Raw genomic sequence first — 23,898 nt, 5'->3', positions numbered from 1 at the left:
ACGAAAAAGGCCCCGCTTGCGCGGGGCCTTTTTCTTCAATCTTGGTGCCCAGGAGAGGACTCGAACCTCCACAGTGTTGCCACCGCTAGGACCTGAACCTAGTGCGTCTACCAATTCCGCCACCTGGGCAAGGTGAGCGGCGCATTCTACAGGAGCTTGCGGATTTTGCAAGCCCCGGCGCGTGCCACTATGCCTGCAGGCCCATGTAGATCTTCCCGTCCTGGACGAAGCGATTGCGCCCGGCGCGCTTGGCCTGGTACATCGCGCTGTCCGCGCGGTGCAGCAGCGGCTCCAGCCGTGGCGCGTCCGGCACCGTACAGGCCGCGCCCACGCTAATCGTGACGAAGGGCTGCACTGGCGTGCCGTTGTGCGGGATCTCCAGGTCGCGCACCGCCGCCACCATGCGGCGCGCCACGTTGCGCGTCTCGTCCTGCGAGGCGTCCGGCAGCACCACCGCGAATTCCTCGCCGCCCAGCCGCGCGCAGAACTGCTCGCCCACCAGCACGCTGGTCAGCGCGGTCGCCACCCGGCGCAGGCAATCGTCGCCGCAGGGGTGGCCGTACAGGTCGTTGTATTGCTTGAAAAGGTCCACGTCGAGAATCAGCAGCCCGATCGGCTCGCCCGCCTCGTAGGCCCGGGTCACGGCCAGCAGCGACTCGCGCTGGAAGAAACGCCGGTTGGGGATGCCGGTCAGCGCGTCGATGTCGAGGTCCGCCTCCACGCGCGAGAGCTTCGCCTCGGTCTGGCCGAGCTGGGCCGTCAGCGCCAGTTCGCGCGACTGGTAGCGGCTGATGTCGCGCATGAAGACCAGCGTGCCGATGCGCTTGCCGTCCAGCCGCATCACCGGCTCCGCCGTCACCTCGTAGTGCGCGCCCTGGGGAATGTAGGGGATGGCGCCGACGTCGGCCCCCGCCTCGCGCGGCTGGCGCAGCGCCTCGTCCCATACGGCCGGCATCGGCTGCCCCCGGCGCAGGTCGGGCACCAGCCGCAGGGCGGCCGGGTTGAACTCGACGAGCCGCCCCTTCGCGTCGACGATCACGCAGCCGTCGCCAATCGTGTCGAACACGCGCAGCCGCGCGTAGTGGCCGATGTCGTCCAGATGGGTACGCAGCGCACAGATCCAGACCACCACCGTCATCAGGGAAAACGTGGCCGGGGTCAGGTCGCCGCCGAGCGGGCTGGTCCAGCGCTGCAGGTAGGCCATGTGGGTGAGCAGCGGCAAGGTGAGGCTGCTGGCCACGATGGCCCGGCCCCGCCGGGTCAGCGCCGCATTGGGCACCTCGGCCGTGAGCAGGAAAACCAGGCTTAGCAGCAGCATGAAGTAGGTCCACGCCGCCACCACCACGTAGCCGGGGCCATGGTGGAAGATCGCGCCCGGCGAGACGCCGGCCGGCATCAGGTCGATGCGCGTCCAGATCAGGTGATGCCGCTCGTTGGTCAGCACCATCACCACCGACGCCACGGCGGCCAGCACCGGCAGCCACAGGCGCGACCACGGCACCACGTAGCGCGGCCGGCTCAGGTGGATCATCGCCACCAGCCAGCCGATGGGCACCATCACGATGCCCGCGTACTGGGCCTTGGCCCAGAAGATGCGCCCGTCCAGATCGGTCGAGCTGACTTCGAGCAGCCGGCCGCCGCTCCAGATGGCCACGCCGCCGGCCAGCACGAGGAAAGCCTTGATCGTGGGATCGTCGCGGCGCGGCCAGGTGGCGATAACCATGCCCACGCTGCACACCACGGCTATGGTCAGGCAAAGGACAAGAGGGTACGAGGGCATGAGAACGGCGGGGAACCTGATAATAGCCGCCGCGCCCGACATGGCGGAGGCGCCCCATTATAGGGGCTAGCCGGGGCGCCACCCCATCGCCCTCACTTACTTGGAGCGGCTGCGGTCCCCGCCGCGCGAGTCCATGATGATCATGGTGCGGTCCAGCACGCCGGCGTCATCGAAATAGACGCTGAAGTGCGCCGGCAGGTTGCCGGCCATGTACATCCGATAGCTCCATGCCTCGCGCTTCATCAGGGCGAAGTACTGCACCGGCTCGCGCGGGAGGCCGAAGCGCTCGGCGATGTCGCGCTTGGTCCAGACCCCGGGGCGCGCCTCGTAGATCTCCTTCTCGGTCAGGGTCTGGCGGAAGCCGGCCAGCTTGCCGGCGGCGTCGAAGTCGGCCGCGTAGACCTCGAAGCCGTAGGGCTGCTTGGAATAGATCCAGCGCTGGGTGCCGTCGGCCAGTTGGTAGGTCTCGGTCGGGTTGCCGAATGTCTCGCGTACCGAGCTTTGCGGGCTGCCGAGCATCGACTGGGCGGTCTGCACCGGCTGGAGCGTGGCGCAGCCGCCGAGGACCACGGCGGCCAGGGCGGCAAGGAGGGCGACGCGGACGGCGCGCCCGGAAATCGGGTTGGGCATGGCATGTCTCCAGAGTCCATGCCAAGCATAGCCCAGCCGGCCGAACTCAGCGTTGCGGCTGCGGCCAGCCCGCGCGGACGATCTCCCGGTCGTCGATCGGCCAGTGCAGCGCGGCGGCTACCACCCCGAGCGCCATCGCCCCCATCCACACCAGGTCGTAGGAGCGCGTGGCCTCGAACACCACCCCGCCCAGCCAGACCCCGAGGAACGAGCCAAGCTGATGGCCGAAGAACACGAAGCCGAACAGCGTGGTGATGTAGCGCACGCCGAAGACCTGCGAGACGATGCCGCTGGTCAGCGGCACGGTGCCGAGCCAGAGGAAGCCCATCACCGCCGCAAACCCGTAAAGCGTGGCGGCGCTGAGGGGCAGCAGCACGAACAGCGCCATCGCCGCCGTTCGTACTAAATAGATACCGGCCAGCAGATACTTGCGCGAATGCCGCCCGCCCAGCACGCCGAACCAGTACGTCCCGGCGATATTGGCCAGCGCGATGATCGCCAGCGCCGCCATGCCTTCGGACGGCTGCATGCCCTTGTCCCGCAGGTAGGCCGGCAGGTGATTGGCGATAAAAGCCAACTGAAAGCCACATGCGAGGAAGCCGAGGTTGAGCAGCCAGAAGCCCGAATGGCGGAAGGCCTCGCGCACCGCCCCGAGCAGCGGCGGCTGGGCGCCCCCGGCACCGGCACCGCTGGCGGGGTGCGTCCGATCCTGGAATGGCAGCGCCAGCGGGAGCATGGCGGCGGCGGTCACGGCCAGGATCACCAGCGCGCCGCGCCAGCCGGCCTGGAGGATCATCGCCTGCGCGCCCGGCACCAGCAGGAACTGGCCGATGCCACCCATCGCTCCGGCGAGCCCCAGCGCCCGGCTGCGCTGCGCCGGCGCGATCATCCGGCTCAAGGCGCCGTAGACCACGCCGAAGGTGGTGCCGGACAGCGCCACGCCCACGCACAGCCCCGCCGACCAGACGAAGGCCGCCGGCGTGGCCGCCTGTGCCATCAGGAACAGGCCGACCGCGTACAGCGCCAGCCCGGCCAGCATCACCCGGGCGGAGCCGAAGCGGTCCGCCACCATGCCCGTGAACGGCTGGGCCAGCCCCCAGGTCAGGTTCTGCACGGCCATGGCGAAGGCGAAGGTCTCGCGCGTCCAGCCCCGGTCCGTGATGATCGGCAGCATGAACAGGCCCTGCACGTGGCGCGCACCGAGCGCCAGCCCCATCACCAGCCCGCCGGCCAGCAGCAGGAACCAGGCGGTGCGCCACCAGGGTGGCGAACCGGTCGGCAATGCGCCGGCGGCATGGGAGGCGGGGCGTTGGGTCATGTCGGGAGGATGGGACGATCGGGTTGGGAGATCGCTCTATTTCAGGCGATCGGGGGCGCAGGCTCAAGCGACATTTCCGCCCTCCTGCCATGCGTGGTGGTCATGGCAGCGGGGGCCGAGCCGTGCTTTAATCCCAACACCTTCCCCACCCATCCCGCCATGTCCGTCCCGCTCGCCCGGCTGTTCCCGCTCGATCTGCTCAAGGGCTTCGTGGCCGTGGGCCGGCGCATGAGCATCACCCAGGCAGCGGACGACCTGTGCCTGACGCAGTCCGCCGTCAGCCGGCAGATCCGCGCGCTGGAAGACCACCTCCAGGTTCGGCTGTTCGTGCGCCAGCATCGCGGCGTGGCCTTCACGCCCGAAGGCGAGCGGCTGTTCCGCAGCGCAGATGGCGCGGTGCAGCAACTCCAGGACGTGGCCGGCGAACTGCGCAAGCGCGATGGCCGCCAGCCGGTGACCGTGACGGCCAGCATCGGCGTGGCGGGGCTGTGGCTGCTGCCGCGCCTGGGCAGCCTGCAGCGCGCCCATCCGCAGTTGGACGTGCGGCTCTCCGCCAGCAACCAGATCAGCGACCTGCGCGCGGACGGCATCGACCTCGCCATCCGCTATTGCCGCGAGGCCGACGCCGCGGCGGACGCGATCCGCCTGTTCGACGAGACCATCGCCCCGGTCGCCCATCCCTCGCTCGGCGCGCACCGGCTGACCGCCGTGGAAGACCTCGCCCAGTTGCCCCTGCTGGAATTCGATGACCCGCGCCCGTGGCTGCACTGGCGCAGCTGGCTCGGCGCGCACGGCTACCGGCAGGCCAGCCGGCGCGGCATCCTGCGATTCAACCAATATGACCAGATGATTCACGCGGCGCTGGCCGGCCAGGGCGTGGCGCTCGGGCGGCTGGAACTGATCCAGCCGCTGATCGCGGGCGGGCAACTGGCGGTCGTCGATATGCCCGGCGCCGCGCTGGCCAGCCCCAACGCCTTCTGGCTGATCCACGCCACCGACCACCCACGCGAAGACGTGGCGCGCGTGGCCGCCTGGATTCGCGCCGAGGCGGCCCGGGTGGCGCCCGCCTCAGCGCAGCGGCAGGCTGTGCCAGCGCCACCGGGCCCGTAGCGGCGGGGCAGGCGGGGCGATGACCCGGCACACGGTCACGGCGCCATGGCCCAGCGCGGTCAGGAAATAGGTGGCGTCCTCGGTCACGCGGTGCCGCTGGCCAGCCGTCAGCACGATATCGGGCGAGCGCCGCGGCCGGGCACCTTCCAGCGTCAGCCACAGCGTGCCCCCGGCGCAGGCCAGTTCGGCCCCGGCGCGCAAGGCCATGGGCAGGCAGTCATTCTCGATCATCAGGGTGTAGGTCATCATGGGCTCCGGCAACGCTTTTATCGTCGCCGACCGGCCGGGCCGGTGCCATGAGGGTTGCGGCGCGCTGGCATGACTTTCGCGCCGACTTTTACGCTGACTTTCGCGCACCGGCTGTCAACTTCCGGCTGGAGATGCCGATAGAATGCGGTGTCGGCGCGCATTCCGCGCCGTCTTGCCACCGATTGCCATGGACCCGATTTCGTTCGAATTTGTCACCGTCGAGGAAGCCAGGAAGATTCTCGACGGCGAGGTGCCGACTACCGGCACCGTGGACTGGCGCGACGCCCGCCAGCCGCCGGACCCGGCCACGCAGGCGCTGACGCCCGCCGCGCTGAAGTGGCTCGCGCAACTACCGCGCGAGGTGCGCCCCTTCGAGCTGTTCCACACCTATCCGCGCATCGCCAACCAGCTTGCCGCGCTGGCTGGCCAGCAGGGCTACCCCACCCCGGTCACGCTCTTCCTGGCCGACCTGCTGATCGACAAGCGCGGGGGCCGGCAAGGCTTTCCGGGCGGCATCGCCCCGGAACTGTCGCGGCTGCAGGAGCACCTGCTCCAGTCCGCCGAGCCGCCCGGCGCCGATCCCACCCTAGCCCTATAGCTGATCCTCCACCGGCAGCACGCGCAGGATGCCGATGCCCATGTGCTGCCACACGCTCATGCCGGGCTCGCTGTCCACGGTGGAGAGCTGCCCCTTCTCGCGCGTGGTCCAGGTCATGGACTCCCCGCCGCCCTCGCTCTTGCGCAGTTCCACCTTGTAGGCGATGTCGAGCAGTCCGTCATCCATGCTCTTGACCAGCCGTTCGGCCAGCGCGGGGCTGTCCAGCACCACGCCCATCTCCGTATTGAGCTTGATCGAGCGCGGATCCAGGTTCAGGGAGCCGATGAACAGCAGCCGCCGGTCCACCACATAGGTCTTGGCGTGCAGGCTGGCGCGGCTGGAGGCGAACATCCGGCTCTTGCGCGCMTGGCTGCGCGCCAGTTCGGCGTTGGCGGTGGGCTTCAGTTCATAGAGGTCGATGCCGGCCCGCAGCAGCGCCTTGCGCCGCGGCGCGTAGCCGGCGTGCACGGCGGCCACGTCCGTGGCGGCGAACGAGTTGGTCAGCACGCGGATCTTCACCCCCCGCTTGGCGATGCCGGCCAGCCAGGCCATGTTCTCGTCGTCGGGCACGAAATAGGGCGACACCAGCACCAGCTCGCGCTCCGCCTTTTCCATCATCGCGCGCAACTGCGGAATGGCGTGGGAGGTGGGGTCGTCGGGGTCTTCCTCCACCTTCTCGGCCTTGTCCGAGATGACGCGCGCTCCGCCCCAGTAGCCGGGCAGATGGCCCAGCTCGATGCCGCGCACCAGCCCCGAGTCGAGCAGCTCCTGCACGAACTCGCTGGCGCGCACCTGGTCTCCGCGCGCCTCGATGGCCTTGCGGAAGGCCCGCAACTCGTCCGGCGCCTCCTTGCCCTCGGGCACCAGCGTGGCCACCGGGTAGGCGCTCTCGCTGTTCCAGTATTCGTCGAACACGGCGCTCGCGGCCGGCACGGCGGGGCCGGCCACCATCACGTCCAGATCGCTGAAATCCATGTCCGGCTTGGCCGAGAAATAGGCGTCGCCGATATTGCGCCCGCCGACGATGGTGACGAGGTTATCCACCGTCATCTGCTTGTTGTGCATGCGGCGGTTAAGCCGGCCGAAATCAAACGCCAGTTCGAACCAGCGCGCGCGGCGGCTGGCGAACGGGTTGAAGATGCGCACTTCGATATTGGGATGGGAATCGACCGCCGCCCAGGTCTTGTCCTGCTTMTCGGTGTGGATGTCATCCATCAGGATGCGCACGCGCACGCCCCGGTCGGCCGCGTCGATCAGGTCGCCCATCAGCACGCTGCCGGTTTGGTCGATGTCGAAGATGTAGTACTGGATGTCCAGCGTCTTCTGGGCGGCTCGCGCCAGCGCCATGCGGGCGGCCAGCGCGTCCGGCCCGGCGCCGAGCGGGTAGAAGACCGACTTTCCGGGGTTCTGCGCCAGCCGGGGCGCCAGGGTGCGGGCCAGCAGCGTGCCGCTGGTGTCCTTGGCCGCGTAGCTGGGGGTGCGGCCGGCATTGGCAGGCAGGCTCGCGCAGCCGGCCAGCACGGCCAGGCAGAACGAGGCCAGCAGCAGCGCCACCAGCGAGCGGCCGCGCCGCCAGCCGGTCCAGTCCGGCCCGCCCACCCCGTCCATCCAGAGCCTCAGCATCGGCGCCATGGTCCGCTCTCCTAGAAGATCCCCGTCAGGCCATCTTGCTGCATTGCGGGATCGGCTCTGCGTCCGATCCCTTTTCATCTTCCTTCCACCTTATACCGCCGCCTCCGCCTGCGGGAGGGTGCACGCGCGGTAGTAGCCGCGCACGATCTGCTGGGCCACCGGCAGGCGCGCGCTCACGGGCACCGGGAACCGTACGATGGCGTCCACCCGCTCCGCGTCCACGGGATCGAACAGCACGCGCGGCTCGAACTGCGACAGGTCCACGAAGCGCATGTCGCCGTAGCGGCGCAGCGTGCGGMCGGCCTCTTCCATGAACGGCTCGCACGCCTGGCGCGCCACGGCCAGCAGCTGCGCCTCCACCACGTCCGGGTCCATGCCCACCGCCAGCGGAATGCGCACCATGTCCAGCGTGTACTTGCCGGCCTGCGAATGGTTGCGCACGGCCGTGGTCATCAGCAGGCTGTTCGGCACCTGCACCGTGAAACCCGTGTACTGGCGCGTGGGCGCCACCTCCACCAGCGTGGTCGACATGACATCCATGTCGATGACCTCCCCGCCGAACGGCCCGATCTCGACCAGATCGCCCAGCTGGTAGGGGCGCGTGATCATTCGCATGAACGCGCCCAGGAAACACATCACCAGTTCCTTGCCGACCAGGATCAGGGCCGCCGCGAACGCCGCCAGCGAAATGGCCACGCTCTTCAGCTCCGACACCCAGATGCCGAGCAACAGCAGGAACATCACCGCCGCCACCACGTTGCGCGACGCCACGGTCCAGGCGCGATAGGCGCCCCGGTTGTCCGCCTGCAGCCGCCCCGAGAAGAAGCGGTTGATCAGCTTGACCACCAGCGTGCCGGCCAGGACCACCACCATGCTGGCAACCACGTTGATCAGGAGACTGTCGTTGGCGTTGAAGTGCATGGGGGCGTCCGGGGCACGCGCCGATGGGGTCTGTAACACATTGTTGCAAACCGCGGCGCGGGGGCGGCGCCAGCTAATCCGATGCCGATGCCGCCCACCCGGATTCTATCCACACGCCACTGTGCCGGGCGCGCGATGGCGCCGACAGGGGTCGGCGTCTGGTTTGCGTGTAGGCGTTTTCTTAGGTGCGCCAGCCCAGTCCGAGCGCCTTCTGCAGCGAGACGTAGTCCTTGAGCAGGTTGGCATCGCCCGAAATCCGGTCCTGCTGGCCCACCACGCGGGTGCGCTCCACGTCCAGCCATTCGAGCATGCTGGCGGTGCCCGCCCGGTAGCGCTGCTGCTGGAGCGTGGAGGCGCGCTCGGCGGACGCCTCCACGCGGCGCAGCACCACCACGTTGTCGCGCTGGTGCCCGTAGCGGGAGAGCGCCACGTCGGCATCGCGCAGCGCCTTGAGCACCACGCTTTCGTAGCTGGCCTCGGCCTCGTCCCGGCCGGCCTCGGCGTTATCGACACTCGCCGCCACCCGGCCAAAATCGAGGATGTTCCATTGCAGGCGCGGCAGCGTCAGCCACGTGCCGTTCTCCTTGCGGACGAGGTGGCCGGGGTCCATCGCACTGAAGCCGAGCGAGCCCAGCAGCGATACCTTCGGGAACCAGTCCGCCTTGCGCTCGCCGATCTGCGCCGTACGCGAGGCCAGCCGGCGTTCGGCCACGCGGATGTCCGGCCGGGCCTTGAGCAGCGTGGCGGGATCGCCCACGGCCACGGTCTCGGGCAGCACCGGCAGGTCGCGCGAGGGACCCAGCGCGGTGTCGAGCGTGCCGGGCGGGCGGCCGGTCAGCAGTGCAAGTTGATCGAACGATTCGATCAAACCCGCCTCCACCGGGGCGATGCGGGCGCGGGTGTTTTCCAGCTGCGTCAGCAGCCGTTCCACTTCCAGTTCGGAGGCCACGCCGCGCGCGCGGCGCTGGCGGGTCAGGTCGAGCATGTCGGCTTCCAGCGTCTCCGACGCGCGCAGGTGGGCCACGCTGGCTTGCTGCTCGCGCAGCGTGACGTAGGCCTGCGCCACTTCGGCGGCCAGTTGCACGTGGGCGTCGGCCAGTTCGGCATCGGCGGCCTCGGCCTCGGCGGATGCCGCTTCAATGGCGCGGCGCGTGCCGCCGAACAGGTCGAGTTCCCAACTGGCATCGAACCCGGCGATATAGAGCGACAGCGGCCCCCGGCCGCCGCCACCCCCACCTTCCCCGCCGAACGAGGCGAGGTCCGGCTCGCGCGTGCGCAGCATGGCGGCGCTGGCGTTCACCTTCGGCATCAGGTTGGCGCGATTGCCGGCCAGCCCGGCGCGGGCTTGCCGCACGCGGGCGCGCGAGGCGCGGATGTCCGGGCTGTCACGCAGCGCGGTTTCGATCAGGTTGGCCAGCAGCGGGTCGCCCAGCGCGCGCCACCAGTCGGCCACGTCAGGCTGGCGAGCCTCGGCCAGTTTCGGTGCGTGCGGGAAGGTGCCGGCCGCCACCGCATTGCCGGCCACTTCCGGGGCGGTGCGGTAGTCGGGGCCCACGGTGCAGCCGGCGGCGGCCAGGGCGGCAACAAGGAGAATCAGCGCCGGCCGGGCGGCGCGAAGGGGTGCGTACATATTAGGTACCGCTTTATTTATCGATTTAGTGACCGGCTTCGACCGGGGCTGCGCCCGGACGAGGCGCCTTCAGCAGCAGCGCCAGCGGCACGCAGCACAGCAGCGCCAGCCCGAGGGCATAGAAGGTTTCCGAGAACGTCATCACCGCAGCCTGCCGGGCGATCTCGCCGGACAACTGCGCCACGGCCTGCAGGCTGGCGTGGGCGTAGTCGCCGCCCTGCGCCACGAAGCTGGCGATGCTGGAGGACATATGCTCCTGCCCGATCGAACTATTGGCCGTGACCGATTCGCGGATCACCGCGTCGTGGTAGGCGTTGCGGCGGTCGATCAGCGTGCCGAGCAGCGCCAGCCCGATCGAGCCGCCCAGGTTGCGGGCCATGTTGTAGAGCCCGGCGGCGTCGCCGGCCTCATGGGTGGCCACGGCCGCCATCGACGCCTGATTCAGCGGCATCATCGCCAAAATCTGCCCGAAGCCGCGCAGGATCTGCGACAGCGTGAAGTCATGCCCCACGCTGTCCGTCGTCAGGCTGATGTCGAGCATGCAGCTGCCGAAGAAGCACACCAGCCCGGTGATGACCAGCCAGCGGCTGTCCACCTTGCCGAGCAGGCGCGGCAGCACCGGCATCATCAGGAACGCCGGCAGCCCGGACAGCAGCATGATCCCGCCGGCCTGCTCGGCGTTGTAGCCGGCAATCGTCGCCAGGAACTGCGGCAGCAGGTAGGACACGCCGTACAGCCCCGCCCCGACCACCGAGACGATCAGAATCACGCTCGCGTAATTCTTGTTCAGCAGCAGGCGCAGCCGCACGATGGGCGTCTTGGCCGTGAACTGGGCKACGAACATCATCCCCAGCCCGATGGCCGACAGCGCGGAGAGGTAGACGATAGTCGCCGACTCGAACCACTGCTCGCGCTGGCCCTCCTCAAGCACCACGGTCAGCGAACTGAGGCCGATGGCCAGCCCGATAATGCCGAGCCAGTCCGCCTTGATGAAGGCCGACAGGTCCGCGCGTTCCTGCTTGAGCCCGAAGTACAGCAGCGGCACCAGCACGGCGGTCACCGGCAGGTTCAGGAAGAAGCACCAGCGCCAGTTCACGTTCTCGGCCAGCCAGCCGCCCACCACGGGGCCCAGCAGCGGCCCGAGCAGCACGATCAGGCCGAACATCGACATGCCGATCGGCATCTGGTGGCGCGGCAGCCGGGTGCGGACGATGGTCTGCGCGGTGGGGATCATCGCCCCGCCGGCAAAGCCCTGCCCGATCCGGCCGATGACCATCTCCGGCAGCGAATGGGACAGGCCGCACATCATCGAGAACGCCGTGAACAGCAGCGCGTTCCACATCAGGAAGCGGCGCAGCCCGAACACCCGCGTCAGCCACGCGGTGAGCGGGATGATGACGATCTCGGCCATCAGGTAGCCGGTGGAGACCCACGTGCCCTCGGTGCCGGCCGCGCCGATCTGGCCCTGGATCTGGGGCAGCGCCGAGTTGGTGATGGAGATGTCGAGCGTGGCCAGCAGTGCGCCGAGCGAGCCGGCGGCCACGGCGATCCAGTCGGCGGCGGTGGCGTTGGCGGGCTTGTCGTTCGGTGGCGTGGCGGGGGCAGCCCCGGCGGGGAGCGCCGCTTCAGCCATGGCGGGCCTCGCCGGCGCGGGCTTGCACCGGATGCATGTCGCGCGTATCGACATCCACCACCACGGAGAGGCCCGGCATCAGCACCGCGCGCGCCTCCGGCGTCACATCGACATGAATCCGCACCGGCACGCGCTGGACGATCTTGGTGAAGTTGCCGGTGGCGTTCTGCGCCGGCAGCAGCGCGAACTGCGAGCCGGTGCCGGGCGAGAGGCTGTCCACCACGCCGTGGAGGTCTTCACCGGGCAGCGCATCCACATGCAGCGTCACGCGCTGGCCGGGACGCATGCGCCCGACCTGCGTTTCCTTGAAATTGGCGGTCAGGTAGAGGTCCTGCACCGGCACCACGGTCAGCAGGCGGGTGCCGGGCTGGGCGAACTGGCCCACGCGCACGCCCTTGTCGGCCACGCGGCCGGCGTTGGTGGCGCGAACCACGGTGTCGTCCAGGTCGAGCCGGGCCTGCCGCGCGCTGGCCTGTCCCACCTCCAGTTGCGCCTGCGCCTGCTGGAGCCGCGCCTGCAGCGTCACCACCTGGCTCTGCTCCACGCGCAGCGCGGCCTCGTTGGCAGCCAGCGTGGTACCGGCGCGGGTCTGGGCGTTGCGCAGTTCGGCGGTGCGTTCCTCGGTCTCGGCACCGGACTTCACCAGCGGCGCGTAGCGCTCCACCTGCGAGGCGGCGTAGCGGGCGTTGGCGCGCGCGCCTTCCACCTCGGCGCCGGCCTGGGCGATGCGGGCCTTCTGCTGGGCGAGGTCGGCCTCGGCCCGCGCCACGTCCGCCTGGCGCGAGGCCACGGTGGCCTGCGCCTCATCGAAGGCAGCCTGGTACTGGCGATTGTCCAGCCGCACCAGCGCCTGGCCGGCGATGACCTGCTGGTTGTCGCGCACGAAGACTTCGGCCACGTAGCCGCTCACCTTCGGCGCCACCGTCACGCTGTCCGCCTGGAGGTAGGCATCGTCGGTGCTTTCGATAAAGCGGCCTACCAGCCACCAGCGCACACCGAACACCACGGCGGCCAGCAGCGCGAGCGCGCCCAGGGCGAGCAGCACGGTGCGGCGGCGGGAGACGGCACGCGGCTTGCGCGTGGAAGATCCAGTGGATGCAGGGAGGCCGGCAGCCGGATGGGCGGCGGCAGAAGATTGGGGGGCGGACATGGGGGCGCGGGGCTTCGACAGCACTATTGAGGGCGATCGCGCAATTATTCCACTTGGAATAAATGTGTCAACTGATATATTTCTGCCTGCCCACGGACTGAGGAAAACGCAACATGGCCCGACACAAGCCCGCAACCGAAGGCGGCTACCAGCGCGGCGAGGAAACGCGCGCGCGGATCATCGACGCCGCGCTGCGGCTCTTTGGCGCGCACGGTTTCGACGGGGCCTCCACGCGCGACATCGCCCGCGAGGCCGGGGTCAACGCGCCCGCGCTCCAGTACTACTTCGACAATAAGGAAGGCGTGTACCTGGCGTGCATCGACTACTTCGTGGACCGCGCCTGGGGCCTGCTGGCCGATGTGGTGATCGCCGCCGAGGCCGTCGTGGCCCGTCCGGACGCCACCGACGCCGAGTTGATCGATGCCTACCTGGGCCTGCAACTGCGCTTCACCACCTTCCTGCTTGAATGCCCGGACACCGACCACTGGCGCCAGTTCATGGCGCGCGAGCGCGCCGGGCTCGGGCCGCCGGCCGCGTTCGAGCGCATCGACGCGGGCATCAACCGCCGCATTTTCGCGGTGACGTCGCAGGTGATCGGGCGCCTGACCGGTCAGCCGGCCACGGACGAGGCGACGCGCATCCGCACCATCGCCATCGACAGCCAGGTGGCGGCCTTCAAGGTCATGYGCCGCCACGTGCTCAAGGCGCTGCACTGGGAGTCCTTTGGTGAAGCCGAGACCGCCCGGGTGCAGGAAGTGATCCGCGAGCAGACGCAAACGTTGCTCGAAGCGCTCGTTGCGCAGCGCAATGCAAAGGATCTACGAGGCTAGAGCGTTTACTCTAATCCTCGACGTGGCAGGACGGAACCTTTATKGTTATGTATAAAAATCAATGACTTAGGTCGTCACACCATCCAGCCTGCCGGGGCAAATCGCCCACTTTTCGAAGGAAATACGATGGCGCGGCGCAAAAAGTCCTTGCTTGTCTATCTAGTAGTAGATAATATTCGAGCCATGGACAGCGCTGCATCACCCGGCAAACAGAAACAAGCCCCGCGATGCAGTCCCGGTCCACGCAGTACAAGTAGTCAATCAGTACCGGAAGGCGGTCTTTTTTTTACCCCTGATCCTCTACCTACCAGTAGATAGCAGCAAAGAAAAAGCCCCGCCACAACGCAGCAAAACAACGCAGCACCGACGGCCCCGCGATCCACCTCCAACCGAGATCGCCCGGCCCAAACGAAGACAAGGAGCCACACCATGAACGCCAAGACCATCCTTCCCGCCGCCGCCCTCGCCGCCGCCTTCGTCACTGGCGCTGCGCAAGCCGCTCCCGCCAACAAGACCGGCGAAGTCTACGGTTACAGCTACCGCGTGAACGACGCCCGCAACGCCTTCACCGATGGCGCCCGCGCCAGCGGCGTGAACGAACCGCGTAACCCGTATGTCGATGGTGCCCGCGTTGGCAAGGCTGACCCGTTCACCGACGGTGCCCGCACCGTTGCCGGCCTGGATCGTACCGGTGTCTCGGCCAGCCCGGCCCGCACCGCTGATCCGTACCTGGATGGCGCCCGCCAAGGCAAGTTCGACCCGTTCACCGAAGGCGCCAACGCCTGAGTCCCGCCCGATGACGGCGGATTGGAAGTACGTCAGACAAACGGAGCAGTAGCCTCGGGGCTCCCCGAGGCGGGCTCCGGGTTGTCATTCCTGGAGTCCATCATGACTTTCCGTAACAGTGCAGTACTCGTGGGCGGCTGGGTGGCCGTCGTCGTGGCGAGCGGTTCCGCCGCCGCCGTGGTCGCGCAGACGCTGATCTGAGCGCCAGCGTGATTTGCTCCCCTCTCCCTCTGAGAGAGGGGAAAAAGGCATCAGCCCTGCAAGACGCCGAGAAATGCCGGCAGCGCGTAGGGCTTGCGCAGCGTGACCGCGTTTGGCAAGGCGGCACGCTGCACGGGCGTGAGCACCACGTCGTAGCCGCTCACGAAGATCACCCGCAGCGCCGGTTGCAGCCGGCAGGCATCCATCGCCAGGTCCACGCCCGAGGCGCCGGACAGGCCCACATCGGTCAGCAGCACATCGACCGGCCCTTCGCGCAGCACGGCCATCGCTTCGGCATCGGTGCTCGCTTCCACCACACTTAGTCCGAACGTCCGCATCAGCTCCGCGGTGCTGGCGCGCACCAGCGCGTCGTCCTCGACGAAGAGGATGCGTTGCGGTGCCAGTTGCACCACGGGTGGCATCTCCGGCATCGCCAGTTCCGGCGAACCCAGTGCCTCCGCCGGCGCCGGCCCCAGTTCGGCCCCGCCGCTCACCAGCACGTGGCGCACCTTGCGCGCGAGCGCTTCGCGCGTGTACGGCTTGCTGAGCAGTTCGATGCCCTCGTCGAGCCGCCCGCTGTGGACGATGGCGTTGTCCGTATAGCCCGAGGTGAACAGCACCGCGATGCCGGGCAGCCGCTCGCGCACCTTGCGCGCCATTTCCGTGCTGCGCAGCGGGCCGGGCATGACCACGTCGCTGAACAGCAGGTCCACCGGCACGCCGCTTTCGACGATGGCCAGCGCGCTCAGCGCGTCGCGCGCCTTCAGCACGCGGTAGCCCAGGCTGGCCAGCATCTCCACCACGGTCGCGCGGACGTCCTCGTCATCCTCCACCACCAGCACGGTCTCCGTGCCGCCGCCCGCCGGGCCGGCCTCGACATCGGTCTCGAGGTCTTCCTCCTCGCGCACGCGCGGCAGGTAAAGCCGCACCGTGGTGCCCTGCCCCGACTCGCTGTAGATCTTCACATGCCCGCCGGACTGCCTGACGAAGCCGTACACCATGCTCAGGCCCAGCCCGGTGCCCTGCCCCTCGGGCTTGGTGGTGAAGAACGGCTCGAACACCTGCGCCTGGATCTCGGGCGACATGCCCGTGCCGGTATCGGTCACCGCCACCATCACATACTGGCCGCGCGCCACGTCGGCATTGCGGCGCGCGTAGTCATCGTCAAGCACCGCGTTGCCGGCCTCGATGGTCAGCCGGCCGTGGCCGCTCATCGCGTCCCGCGCGTTGATCGCCAGGTTTAGCAGCGCGTTTTCCACCTGGAACGGGTCCACCAGCGTATTCCACAGGCCGCCCGCCACCACGGTCTCGATCTCGATGCCATCGCCGAGCGCCCGCCGCAGCATGTCGTCCAGCCCGCGGATAAAGCGGCCCAGGTTCACCACCTTCGGCGCCAGCGGCTGGCGCCGGCCGAAGGCCAGCAGTTGGGACGCCAGCTTGGCCCCGCGCGCCACCCCGGCCAGCGCGTTGCGCACGCGTGCCTCGGGGCGCTCGTTGCCGGACACATCGCGCGCCAGCAGTTGCAGGTTGCCGCCAATCACCTGGAGCAGGTTGTTGAAGTCGTGCGCCACGCCGCCGGTCAGCTTGCCGATGGCTTCCATCTTCTGCGCCATGCGCAGCGCCTCGTCGGCATGGCGCAGCGCCTCGGCCGCTTCCTTGTCGCTGGTGACGTCGCGGCCCACGCCGTGGATGCGGCCCGTGGCGGGGTCCACCGTGAGCGTCCACGCCACCCAGCGCAGCCCGCCATCGGCCCGCGCCATGCGGCATTCGTAGCGCACCGCCGTGCCATCGTGGCGCAGCGCGATCATCTGCTCGGTCACGGCCACGAGGTCGTCCGGGTGCACGAAAGCCATGCACGAGCGGCCCAGCAGCGCGCTATCCGCATAGCCGAGCGTGCGCCGCCAGGACGGGCTGAAGCGCTCCAGCACGCCGTCGAAGCTGGCCACCATCAACAGGTCTTCGCTCAGTTCCCAGAGGCGGTCCCGGTCTGCCACGGTCTCCGCTACGCGGCGTTCGAGCGAGTCGTTCAGCTCGCGCAGCGCCTCCTGCGCCCGGGTGCGCATGGCGATTTCCTCGCGCAGGCGGCGTTCGGTGGTGCGGCGCAGGTGCGACAACTGGAGATTGCTGGCCACACGCGCCAGCAACTCGCGCGAGGTGAACGGCTTGGTCAGGTAGTCGTCCGCGCCGGTGGCCAGGCCGCTGACGCGCGCTTCCTCGCCCGCGCGGGCGGAGAGCAGCACCACGGGGGTCTCGCGCAGCGCCGCGTCGGCGCGCACGGCCTGCACCAGGCCGAAGCCGTCCAGGCGCGGCATCATCACGTCCGAGACGATCAGGTCCGGCGCGCGCGTGCGGGCCATGTCCAGCGCCTCCTGGCCATCGGCGGCCACCTCCACCGTGTGGCCGGCCCCGCCCAGGATGCGGCGCATGTATTCGCGCAGGTCGGCGTTGTCATCGACGATCATCACATGTCCGCGCACCGCGCCGGGCACCGCTTCCTGCGGGGGGGTGAGCATGGCGAGCGCCGCAGCCGGCATCACCTCCGCCTCGGGGGTCCAGCGCCGCGCGGCTTCCACGTAGGCCAGCGCCTGCTGGCTGGCGTGGGTCGACAGGTTTGACGCAGCCCCGGGCGCGGCGGGCTGCGGCGCGGCCGCCCGGGCCGTGCGCGGCAGGGTGACCACGAAGCGCGTGCCTTCGCCCACCTCGCTTTCCACGCGGATCACGCCGTCGTGCAGGCGCACCAGTTCCAGTACCAGCGCCAGGCCGATGCCGCTGCCCTCGATCGACCGGCCCACGGCGCCGGACACCCGGTGGAAACGCTCGAACAGCCGGGGCAGTTCATCCCCCGCAATGCCGATGCCGGTGTCGCGGATGCTCAGTTCCACGCCGCCGTCCTCCGCCTCGCGCACCGCCACCGCAATCGCCCCGGTGTAGGTGAACTTGAACGCGTTGGAGAGCAGGTTCAGGACGATGGTCTCCCACATGTCGCGGTCCACCGCCACCGGGAAGCCCAGCGGCGCGCATTCCACCACCAGCTGCAGGCCGGCGCCCTCGATGGCCGAGCGGAACAGCGAGGCCAGTTCGGCCGTGAACGCGGGCAGGTCGGTGGGCTGGGGATGCTTCTGCACCCGGCCGGCCTCGATCCGCGAGAAATCGAGCAGCGCATTGACCAGCTTCAGCAGCCGCAGGCCGTTGCGGTGGGTGATCTCCACCAACTGGCGATCGGCGTCGTCAGGGCCGGCGGTCTCGTCCGCACGGTTCAGCAGTTCCTCGAGCGGCCCGAGCATCAGCGTCAGCGGCGTGCGGAACTCATGGCTGATATTCGAGAAGAAGGTGGTCTTGGCGCGATCGATCTCGGCCAGCGCCTCGGCGCGGCGGCGCTCTTCCTCGTAGGCGTGCGCGTAGCTGATGGCCTGGCCGATCTGGCCCGCCACGAGGTCGAGGAAGGCGCGGTAGCGGTCGCCAAACAGCCGGCACGGGTTCAGGCCCACCACCAGCACGCCGCTGCGCGTGGTCTCGCCCGAAGGCGTGACCGGCACCACGGCCGCGTGGCGCGGCGTGAACTGCCAGGCGCCGCCGGGCAGCGTCGCCCCCCCGAAGCGCGTGGACAGGTCTTCCACCAGCATCACTTCGCCCTGCGCCAGCACCTCGGCAAACGGCCAGGGGCCGCCGCCGGTGCGGATCTCGGCCGGCGCGGCCGGGTGGCCCACCTCGATGCCATGGTGGCCGCACAGCGTGGCCGTGCCGGCGCCGCGCTCGCCCAGATAGAGCAGCGCGAAGGGAATGTCATAGGGATTGGCGCCCAGCGCGCGCAGGCTCAGCGCGCAGGCTTCGTCCCAGGAACGGGCATTGGTGGCCGACGAGGCCAGTTCGCGCAGCAGCTTCAGCTGGCGCTCGGCCACCACGCGCTCGGTGTCGTCGCTGTTGGCGCAGATGATGCCGCCCGTKCCGCCGTGGTCGTCGGGCACAGGGCTGTAGGAGAAGGTGTAGTAGGTCTCCTCCGGGTAGCCGTTGCGCTCCATGATGAGCAGCTTCTGCTCGACGAAGCTGCCCTCGCTGCCCTCCATGGCCGTGGTCAGCATCGGCCCGATCTCGTGCCAGATCTCGCTCCAGACGCGCTCGGTCGGCTCGCCCAGCGACGCCGGATGCTTGCCGCCGATGATCGCCTTGTACGGGTCGTTATAGAAGAAGCGCAGATCGGCGCCCCAGCCCACCCAGATCGGCTGGCGGGACGTCAGCATGATGCGGATGGCCGTCTTCAGGCTTTGCGGCCACGTCTCGGGCGTGCCCAGCGGCGTGCGCGACCAGTCGAAGTCGCGGATCAGTGCGCCCATCTCCCCGCCACCCGCGAGGAAGGCAGGGGCGATGCCCTCGGCATGCAGCGGCGGCACATTGCCCACCGTGTTCTTCATGGAACCTCCGGATTCCGGCATGTATCTTTTTCTTCACTTTCTCGGCATGCGCCGCATGGTGCATTGTCAGCGTGCGGGCGCTTCTATAGTCTGCCGGGAAACACTGCGTCAGAAAACCACCCTTGCCGACTATGGAAGCCACGGCCTCCCCATACCTGATCGCCATCCTGATCACCGCCACGCTGACCATTATCTGCGTGGCCGTGCACTACGAAGCCCTGCGCCTGATCTCGGCCATGCACCCGCGCCACTGGAGCGGCAAGGTCAACATCGGCGTCATGATCCTGCTCATCATCCTGGCCCACGTGCTGGAAGCCGTGCTGTTCAGCACCGGCTACTGGCTCGGGGCGGACGTGTTCGGTATCGGCGAACTCAAGGGCCTGCACGATCATGGGGCAGCGGCCTATGTCTATTTCTCGCTGGAAACCTTCACCACGCAGAGTATCGGCGACGTCATCCCGATGGGCCAGTTGCGGCTGCTGGCGTCGGTGCAGCCGCTGGTGGGGCTGATGCTGATCGGCTGGTCCACCTCCTTTACGTTCCTGGTGATGCGGCGCGACTGGCGTACGGACGAACTGGCTGACCGCGACTAAGATGCGGCCACGGTGACTGGATGGTAGGCAACGGGGGCCGCCGGTGAAATCGGCGTCCTTCCTACACGCTTGTGGGATTCGAGGAAGTTGCGCGGGCGGCGCGCCGGTGAAAAGATGATTTGCCGTCATGCGAACCACAACAATCAACGGGAGGACCCTGACGTGTCCAGACATCCGGAAGCCCACACACCACCGCTGGCCGGGTGGCTCGCCGCGCTGCTGCTCGCGCTGGCCCTGCTGCACGCGCCGGCCGCCCGGGCGCAGACGCCCGCGCCGCTGGCCGAATGGCAGTACTCGGTGGGGGTGCCGCTGGTGGAGATGTTCCAGGGCCAGCCCGAGGGCTGGAAATTCCGGCTCGGCGCGGCMATGACCGTGCGCCCGCGCTACGACGGCGCGCACGACTACTACGTCTTCGGCGGGCCGACCATCGACATCCGCTACGCCGACAAGTTTTTCGCCTCCACCGGCGAAGGGCTGGGCTGGAACATCGTCTCCAATGACCACTGGCGCGCGGGCATCGCCCTGACCTACGACCTGGGCCGCCGCGAGAAGAAGGACCACGACAACCTGGCCGGCATGGGCAATATCGGCATGGCGGCGGAGACCAAGATGTTTGTCGACTACGTGGTGTCGAAGTCGTTCCCGCTGGTGATCCGGGCCAACGCGCGGCGCCAGTTCGGCGGCGCCAACGGCTGGATTGGCGACCTGGGCGCCTATATGCCGCTGCCGGGCAGCTCCGAGAAATTCTTCTGGTTCGCCGGCCCGACCATGACCGTGGCCGATTCGGCCTACATGGGCCGCTGGTTCGGCGTGACGCCCGAGCAGGCGGCACGCTCCGGCCACCCGGAATACCGTGCCAGCGGCGGGATCAAGTCCTATGGCGGCGGCGTCTCGGCCATCTGGTTCATCAACAAGCACTGGTTCGCCACGGCGGACTTCGGGGTATCGGCGCTGGTCGGCGATGCGAAGAACAGCCCGATCGTGCAGCGCACGACCAACCTGACCGGGGATATTTCGGTGGTTTATCAGTTCTGAGCGAGGGGAGGCGCCTGCCCTCTCCCCCGGCCCCTCTCCCGGGGGGAGWGGGGAGGAACACCCTCGGTTTGCTCCCCACTCCCGCCTGCTGGATACGTGGGTTTGCTCCCCTCTCCCGCCTGCGGGAGAGGGGCCGGGGGAGAGGGGCAGCGCGTCAGACGAAGTCAGCCCGCCCGGCGCAGGTAGCCCTCCACCACACTGCGCAGGCCCGGCAGCTTGCCGGTGAAGAAATGCCCGGCGGCCGGCAGGACCACCACCGGCAGTTCCTGCGGCCGGGCCCAGTCGAAGACATTGATCAGCGGCACGCGCTCGTCGCGCTCGCCATGCACCACCAGCGTGTGGGCCGGCACGGGCGGGGTGTCGTAGCGGAGCGTCTCGGACAGCGCGCCAGCCGGCATGCCGGTCAGGATCAGATGCTGGATCGATTCCACGGCCGAATCTCCCGCCTCGGTCAGGCGCGCCACCATCAGCGTCTGCACGAAAGCGCCGAACGAGAACCCGGCCAGCGCCACTGGCAGGCCCGGATATTCGGCCTGCAGATGGCGCAGCACGGCTTCCACATCGGTGGACTCGCCGGGGCCGCCATCGTAGGCCCCTTCGCTCCGCCCCACGCCCCGGTAGTTCGGCCGCATCGTCACGAAACCATGGGCCTGGAGCGTGCGCGCCAGCAGTTGGGGAATCTTGTGCTCGGCGGTGCCGCCCTGCCCCGGGTGGGGGTGCGCGACCACGGCAATGCCAACGGGCGGGCCGGCGGGAGTGTCCAGCAGGGTTTCGATCTGGCCGGCGGGGCCGGCAATGAATAGGGAGGTGGAAGCGGACGTGGTGTAGGCGGAAGACATAAAGCGGGGGCGACGGATGGATGTGCATCCGCAGCATACCCGTTCCCGCCGGGAACGATCAATGGTGCTGACTGGCCTTGACCACCGACGCGATCTCCTGGCGCCGCACGCTGACCACGTCGTCCAGCTCCAGGCCTTCGGCCACGACCAGCATTTCGGCACCGCGCGTGATGGCATGAATMACGCCGTACCACAGCTCCGGTCCGGCCACCGCCGTCAGGCGGACGCTGAACTCGGTTTCCATATCCTGGCTGCAAACCGTCACCAGGTCGCCGACCTCGGGCATGGCGGCCTTCTCCGCCAGCAGGGATTCCCGGGCCGCCACCGTCAGTGGCATCTGCGCAATGCCGCGCGCAAACCTCGCTTGCATGGCTGTCTCTCCTGCGCGTTGTTTTCCCTACAAGAATATATAGGCGTGTCCCGAAAAGGCACGGTAAACCGTCCCGCGCCGGACATAAGCGATGCGGACGCCGCCCCCCGGCGGGTGCCCGGCGCCTTCCCGGCGCCTCTCAGGTGGCGTGTCAGACGGCGCCGGATTGTGCCCTGCGCCATGGCATCCATAATGGAAGGATCATACGATCCAGGAGAACCATCATGCAGACCAACCTCCATGTCGTGCCGCACGGCACCGGTTGGGACGTGATCCATGAGGGCGCCCGCTACGCCGAGTCGCACCATGCCACGCAGGATGAGGCCATCCAGGCCGGCACCGGACTGGCCCGGCGCCAGAAAGTGGAGTTGCTGATCCATGGCGTCGACGGCAAGATCCGCGAACGCGACAGCTACGGCCATGATCCGAGGGAGGTGGCTGGCTAGGCCGGCTGGAAGGTTCCCTGCGTCCCGCAGCACGCGCGGGGCAGCGTCACAGTGAACACCGTGCTACCCGAGGCCGCCGACGAGGCGGCCTCGACGCTTCCGCCGTGCAACGCGGCCAGCTCCCGCGAGATATAGAGCCCCAGGCCCAGCCCCTCGGCGCTGTCTCCGCCGCCCGAGCGGAACGCTTCGAAGACATGCGGCAGGGTCGCCCCATCGATCACGCCGCCATTGGTCACCGTCACCGTCAGGCGCTCGGCGGCCGTGCCGTCCACGGCCACCACCACCGGCACCGCCGGGTCCCCATGATGCAGGGCGTTGCTGACGAGGTTCGACAGCACCTGCGAGATCAGGTCCGGATCGATGGTCGCCAGCGTATCTCCCACGGTTTCCAGTACCACGCGCTCCTTGCCGTGAGACGCCTCGCATTCATCGACGATGGCCGCGCAGATCGCGCGCAGGTCTTCCTGGCGCGGCTCCAGCTTGACGCGCCCGCCGTGCAGCCGCGCCACGTGCAGCAGCTGGTCCACCATGCGTGCCATGCGCTGGCTGCTGCGCGAGATGCGGTCGGTGGCCGGCTTGAGCTTCTCCTCGCCCCCGAACCGCCCCAGGAACGACGCCGACGCGATGATCGCCGACAGCGGCGTACGCAGGTCGTGCGCGAGCACCGCCATCAGCATCTCGTTGGTCTTGAGCAGTTGCTGGGCGGTTTCGAGTTGCTCGGCCAGTTGCTGCTTCTGCTGGGCCAATTGCACGAATACATCGACCTTGGCCGCCAGCACGCGCGCGTCGATCGGCTTGAACAGGAAGTCGACCGCGCCGGTGGCGTAGCCGCGGAACGCCCGCGCGCTGTCCTCCCCGGCCGCCGTCAGGAACAGGATGGGGATATGGCTGGTGCGCTTGCTGCCGCGCATCAGTTCGGCCAGCTCGAAGCCGTCCATCTCGGGCATGTGCACATCGAGGATGGCCAGCCCGAAGTCGTGCTCGAGCAGCAGTTCCAGCGCCTGCGCGCCGGAATTGGCGTGGACGATCTGTACATCGGGCTTGGCCAGCACGGCATCGAGGGCCGTGAGGTTGGCGGCGATGTCGTCGACGGCGAGGATCTTGATCGGAGCTTGCATGGTCAGGGTCATTCAGAAAACTGGGCCAGGCGTTGGCCGATTTGTTCCAGTGTCAGCACGCGGTCTGCCGCGCCACGGTCGATGGCCTCCTGCGGCATGGTTTCCACGGCGGCACTGCCGGGCGACTGCACCCACGCCCGGCCACCCGCCGCGCGGATCATCGCCAGGCCGCGCGCGCCATCGTCGTTGGCGCCCGAGAGCAGCACGCCGAGCACCCGGGCGCGCCACGCCACCGCCGCCGACTCGAACAGCACGTCGATGGAAGGCMGCGAGAAACGCACCGGCGGCTCTACGGAGAGCGCCAGTTCGACATCCTCCGGCGCCTCCGGCACCCGCTCCACGAGCAGGTGGTAGTCCGGCGGCGCCAGGTAGACGTGGCCCGGCCGCACCGGCATCTTGTCCTCGGCCTCGCACACGGGCAGCGCGCAGCGCGCGCCGAACAGCTCGGGCAGCAGGCTGGGCTGGTTCGGATGCTGGTGCATCACGATCAGCAGCGCCGGCCGGAAGCCCGCCGGCACCATCGGCAGCAGCACGGACAACGCCTCGACGCCACCGGCCGACGCGCCGATCACCACGGCGTCGCACCCTTGCGTATCCATCAGCCCTGCCATCGCGCCTCC

21 protein-coding genes and 1 tRNA gene are annotated in these 23,898 nt (G+C 68.9%); 7 read left to right on the top strand and 15 right to left on the bottom strand.

The window, feature by feature from the left end; translation table 11 throughout:
* Window positions 1-42: 42 nt before the first annotated feature.
* The 4 genes from AC1EJR_RS01715 to AC1EJR_RS01700 form a co-directional block, all read right to left on the bottom strand.
* A tRNA-Leu gene (locus tag AC1EJR_RS01715) sits at window positions 43-129 on the bottom strand.
* Between the two features lie 58 nt (window positions 130-187).
* The gene (locus AC1EJR_RS01710) at window positions 188-1,780 is read right to left on the bottom strand and encodes a histidine kinase N-terminal 7TM domain-containing protein (protein ID WP_477113585.1); all 1,593 of its coding nucleotides are present in this window, start codon (window positions 1,778-1,780) and stop codon (window positions 188-190) included.
* A gap of 96 nt (window positions 1,781-1,876) precedes the next feature.
* Window positions 1,877-2,410, bottom strand: coding sequence for a hypothetical protein (locus AC1EJR_RS01705; protein ID WP_092293648.1), 534 nt, complete (start codon window positions 2,408-2,410; stop codon window positions 1,877-1,879).
* A 46-nt stretch (window positions 2,411-2,456) separates the two neighbouring features.
* Window positions 2,457-3,728, bottom strand: coding sequence for an MFS transporter (locus AC1EJR_RS01700; RefSeq protein WP_477113584.1), 1,272 nt, complete (start codon window positions 3,726-3,728; stop codon window positions 2,457-2,459).
* Window positions 3,729-3,887: 159 nt separating this feature from the next.
* On the opposite strand from AC1EJR_RS01700, the gene AC1EJR_RS01695 reads away from it, so the two are divergent.
* Entirely contained in the window at window positions 3,888-4,838 is a 951-nt protein-coding gene (locus AC1EJR_RS01695) for a LysR substrate-binding domain-containing protein (RefSeq protein ID WP_092294343.1), read from the top strand.
* Here the strand turns inward: AC1EJR_RS01695 and AC1EJR_RS01690 are convergent.
* A complete protein-coding gene (locus tag AC1EJR_RS01690; protein WP_255370774.1) occupies window positions 4,797-5,087 on the bottom strand; it encodes a DUF2917 domain-containing protein in 291 nt (96 codons plus the stop codon). The genes AC1EJR_RS01695 and AC1EJR_RS01690 overlap by 42 nt on opposite strands.
* Before the next feature lie 187 nt (window positions 5,088-5,274).
* Here AC1EJR_RS01690 and AC1EJR_RS01685 point away from each other — a divergent pair, with 187 nt between their 5' ends.
* Window positions 5,275-5,685, top strand: coding sequence for a hypothetical protein (locus AC1EJR_RS01685; protein ID WP_092293654.1), 411 nt, complete (start codon window positions 5,275-5,277; stop codon window positions 5,683-5,685).
* Here the strand turns inward: AC1EJR_RS01685 and AC1EJR_RS01680 are convergent.
* The 5 genes from AC1EJR_RS01680 to AC1EJR_RS01660 all read right to left on the bottom strand — a co-directional run bounded on the left by AC1EJR_RS01680 (window position 5,680) and on the right by AC1EJR_RS01660 (window position 12,651).
* On the bottom strand, window positions 5,680-7,308 hold the full coding sequence (locus tag AC1EJR_RS01680; RefSeq protein ID WP_477146861.1) for a phospholipase D family protein: 1,629 nt from the start codon (window positions 7,306-7,308) through the stop codon (window positions 5,680-5,682). The genes AC1EJR_RS01685 and AC1EJR_RS01680 overlap by 6 nt on opposite strands.
* 99 nt (window positions 7,309-7,407) lie before the next feature.
* Window positions 7,408-8,238, bottom strand: a complete 831-nt coding sequence (locus tag AC1EJR_RS01675; RefSeq protein WP_477146843.1) for a mechanosensitive ion channel domain-containing protein — start codon at window positions 8,236-8,238, stop codon at window positions 7,408-7,410.
* A gap of 181 nt (window positions 8,239-8,419) precedes the next feature.
* Window positions 8,420-9,868, bottom strand: coding sequence for an efflux transporter outer membrane subunit (locus tag AC1EJR_RS01670; RefSeq protein ID WP_477113583.1), 1,449 nt, complete (start codon window positions 9,866-9,868; stop codon window positions 8,420-8,422).
* A gap of 25 nt (window positions 9,869-9,893) precedes the next feature.
* Window positions 9,894-11,501 carry an MDR family MFS transporter gene (locus AC1EJR_RS01665; RefSeq protein ID WP_454758058.1) on the bottom strand — a complete coding sequence of 536 codons (1,608 nt, stop codon included), beginning with the start codon at window positions 11,499-11,501 and terminating at the stop codon, window positions 9,894-9,896.
* A complete protein-coding gene (locus AC1EJR_RS01660) occupies window positions 11,494-12,651 on the bottom strand; it encodes an HlyD family secretion protein (RefSeq protein WP_092293662.1) in 1,158 nt (385 codons plus the stop codon). The genes AC1EJR_RS01665 and AC1EJR_RS01660 overlap by 8 nt, the downstream gene beginning before the upstream one ends.
* A 113-nt stretch (window positions 12,652-12,764) precedes the next feature.
* Between AC1EJR_RS01660 and AC1EJR_RS01655 the strand changes: the two genes are divergently transcribed.
* Window positions 12,765-13,481 carry a DUF1956 domain-containing protein gene (locus AC1EJR_RS01655; RefSeq protein WP_477146842.1) on the top strand — a complete coding sequence of 239 codons (717 nt, stop codon included), beginning with the start codon at window positions 12,765-12,767 and terminating at the stop codon, window positions 13,479-13,481.
* Window positions 13,482-13,910: 429 nt separating this feature from the next.
* Window positions 13,911-14,267 (top strand): copper resistance protein CopQ, encoded by a 357-nt coding sequence (locus AC1EJR_RS01650; protein WP_477113582.1) that lies wholly within the window; start codon window positions 13,911-13,913, stop codon window positions 14,265-14,267.
* Between the two features lie 251 nt (window positions 14,268-14,518).
* Here the strand turns inward: AC1EJR_RS01650 and AC1EJR_RS01645 are convergent, their stop codons facing one another.
* Window positions 14,519-18,877, bottom strand: a complete 4,359-nt coding sequence (locus AC1EJR_RS01645; RefSeq protein WP_441591308.1) for a response regulator — start codon at window positions 18,875-18,877, stop codon at window positions 14,519-14,521.
* A 131-nt stretch (window positions 18,878-19,008) separates the two neighbouring features.
* On the opposite strand from AC1EJR_RS01645, the gene AC1EJR_RS01640 reads away from it, so the two are divergent.
* Together AC1EJR_RS01640 and AC1EJR_RS01635 are read left to right on the top strand one after the other, a co-directional pair.
* Entirely contained in the window at window positions 19,009-19,470 is a 462-nt protein-coding gene (locus AC1EJR_RS01640) for an ion channel (protein WP_092293668.1), read from the top strand.
* A gap of 114 nt (window positions 19,471-19,584) precedes the next feature.
* Window positions 19,585-20,505 carry a MipA/OmpV family protein gene (locus AC1EJR_RS01635; protein ID WP_092293670.1) on the top strand — a complete coding sequence of 307 codons (921 nt, stop codon included), beginning with the start codon at window positions 19,585-19,587 and terminating at the stop codon, window positions 20,503-20,505.
* A gap of 164 nt (window positions 20,506-20,669) precedes the next feature.
* Here the strand turns inward: AC1EJR_RS01635 and AC1EJR_RS01630 are convergent, their stop codons facing one another.
* Window positions 20,670-21,344: an alpha/beta hydrolase gene (locus AC1EJR_RS01630; protein WP_441591307.1), complete on the bottom strand. Its 675-nt coding sequence runs from the start codon at window positions 21,342-21,344 to the stop codon at window positions 20,670-20,672.
* A 58-nt stretch (window positions 21,345-21,402) separates the two neighbouring features.
* The gene (locus tag AC1EJR_RS01625; RefSeq protein WP_092293674.1) at window positions 21,403-21,714 is read right to left on the bottom strand and encodes a hypothetical protein; all 312 of its coding nucleotides are present in this window, start codon (window positions 21,712-21,714) and stop codon (window positions 21,403-21,405) included.
* Window positions 21,715-21,938: 224 nt separating this feature from the next.
* Here AC1EJR_RS01625 and AC1EJR_RS01620 point away from each other — a divergent pair, with 224 nt between their 5' ends.
* The gene (locus AC1EJR_RS01620) at window positions 21,939-22,160 is read left to right on the top strand and encodes a DUF2188 domain-containing protein (protein ID WP_441591306.1); all 222 of its coding nucleotides are present in this window, start codon (window positions 21,939-21,941) and stop codon (window positions 22,158-22,160) included.
* Here AC1EJR_RS01620 and AC1EJR_RS01615 read toward each other — a convergent pair.
* Together AC1EJR_RS01615 and AC1EJR_RS01610 are read right to left on the bottom strand one after the other, a co-directional pair.
* The gene (locus tag AC1EJR_RS01615; protein ID WP_092294351.1) at window positions 22,157-23,278 is read right to left on the bottom strand and encodes a hybrid sensor histidine kinase/response regulator; all 1,122 of its coding nucleotides are present in this window, start codon (window positions 23,276-23,278) and stop codon (window positions 22,157-22,159) included. The genes AC1EJR_RS01620 and AC1EJR_RS01615 overlap by 4 nt on opposite strands.
* A gap of 8 nt (window positions 23,279-23,286) precedes the next feature.
* On the bottom strand, window positions 23,287-23,889 hold the full coding sequence (locus tag AC1EJR_RS01610) for a chemotaxis protein CheB (protein ID WP_477146841.1): 603 nt from the start codon (window positions 23,887-23,889) through the stop codon (window positions 23,287-23,289).
* Between the last annotated feature and the right edge of the window lie 9 nt (window positions 23,890-23,898).

This window comes from Cupriavidus sp. 05T42, assembly GCF_056396345.1.
The sequence above is the reverse complement of the archived record's forward strand: the minus strand, read 5'-3'. Positions and strand labels throughout refer to the sequence as shown.

Excerpts from the sequence above, each read along its gene's own strand:
- AC1EJR_RS01695 (WP_092294343.1), top strand. The coding sequence starts at position 3,888 with ATGTCCGTCCCGCTCGCCCGGCTGTTCCCGCTCGATCTGCTCAAGGGC.
- AC1EJR_RS01710 (WP_477113585.1), bottom strand. The coding sequence starts at position 1,780 with ATGCCCTCGTACCCTCTTGTCCTTTGCCTGACCATAGCCGTGGTGTGC.
- AC1EJR_RS01685 (WP_092293654.1), top strand. The coding sequence starts at position 5,275 with ATGGACCCGATTTCGTTCGAATTTGTCACCGTCGAGGAAGCCAGGAAG.
- AC1EJR_RS01690 (WP_255370774.1), bottom strand. The coding sequence starts at position 5,087 with ATGATGACCTACACCCTGATGATCGAGAATGACTGCCTGCCCATGGCC.
- AC1EJR_RS01670 (WP_477113583.1), bottom strand. The coding sequence starts at position 9,868 with ATGTACGCACCCCTTCGCGCCGCCCGGCCGGCGCTGATTCTCCTTGTT.
- AC1EJR_RS01700 (WP_477113584.1), bottom strand. The coding sequence starts at position 3,728 with ATGACCCAACGCCCCGCCTCCCATGCCGCCGGCGCATTGCCGACCGGT.
- AC1EJR_RS01630 (WP_441591307.1), bottom strand. The coding sequence starts at position 21,344 with ATGTCTTCCGCCTACACCACGTCCGCTTCCACCTCCCTATTCATTGCC.
- AC1EJR_RS01650 (WP_477113582.1), top strand. The coding sequence starts at position 13,911 with ATGAACGCCAAGACCATCCTTCCCGCCGCCGCCCTCGCCGCCGCCTTC.
- AC1EJR_RS01620 (WP_441591306.1), top strand. The coding sequence starts at position 21,939 with ATGCAGACCAACCTCCATGTCGTGCCGCACGGCACCGGTTGGGACGTG.
- AC1EJR_RS01640 (WP_092293668.1), top strand. The coding sequence starts at position 19,009 with ATGGAAGCCACGGCCTCCCCATACCTGATCGCCATCCTGATCACCGCC.
- AC1EJR_RS01615 (WP_092294351.1), bottom strand. The coding sequence starts at position 23,278 with ATGCAAGCTCCGATCAAGATCCTCGCCGTCGACGACATCGCCGCCAAC.
- AC1EJR_RS01705 (WP_092293648.1), bottom strand. The coding sequence starts at position 2,410 with ATGCCCAACCCGATTTCCGGGCGCGCCGTCCGCGTCGCCCTCCTTGCC.
- AC1EJR_RS01660 (WP_092293662.1), bottom strand. The coding sequence starts at position 12,651 with ATGTCCGCCCCCCAATCTTCTGCCGCCGCCCATCCGGCTGCCGGCCTC.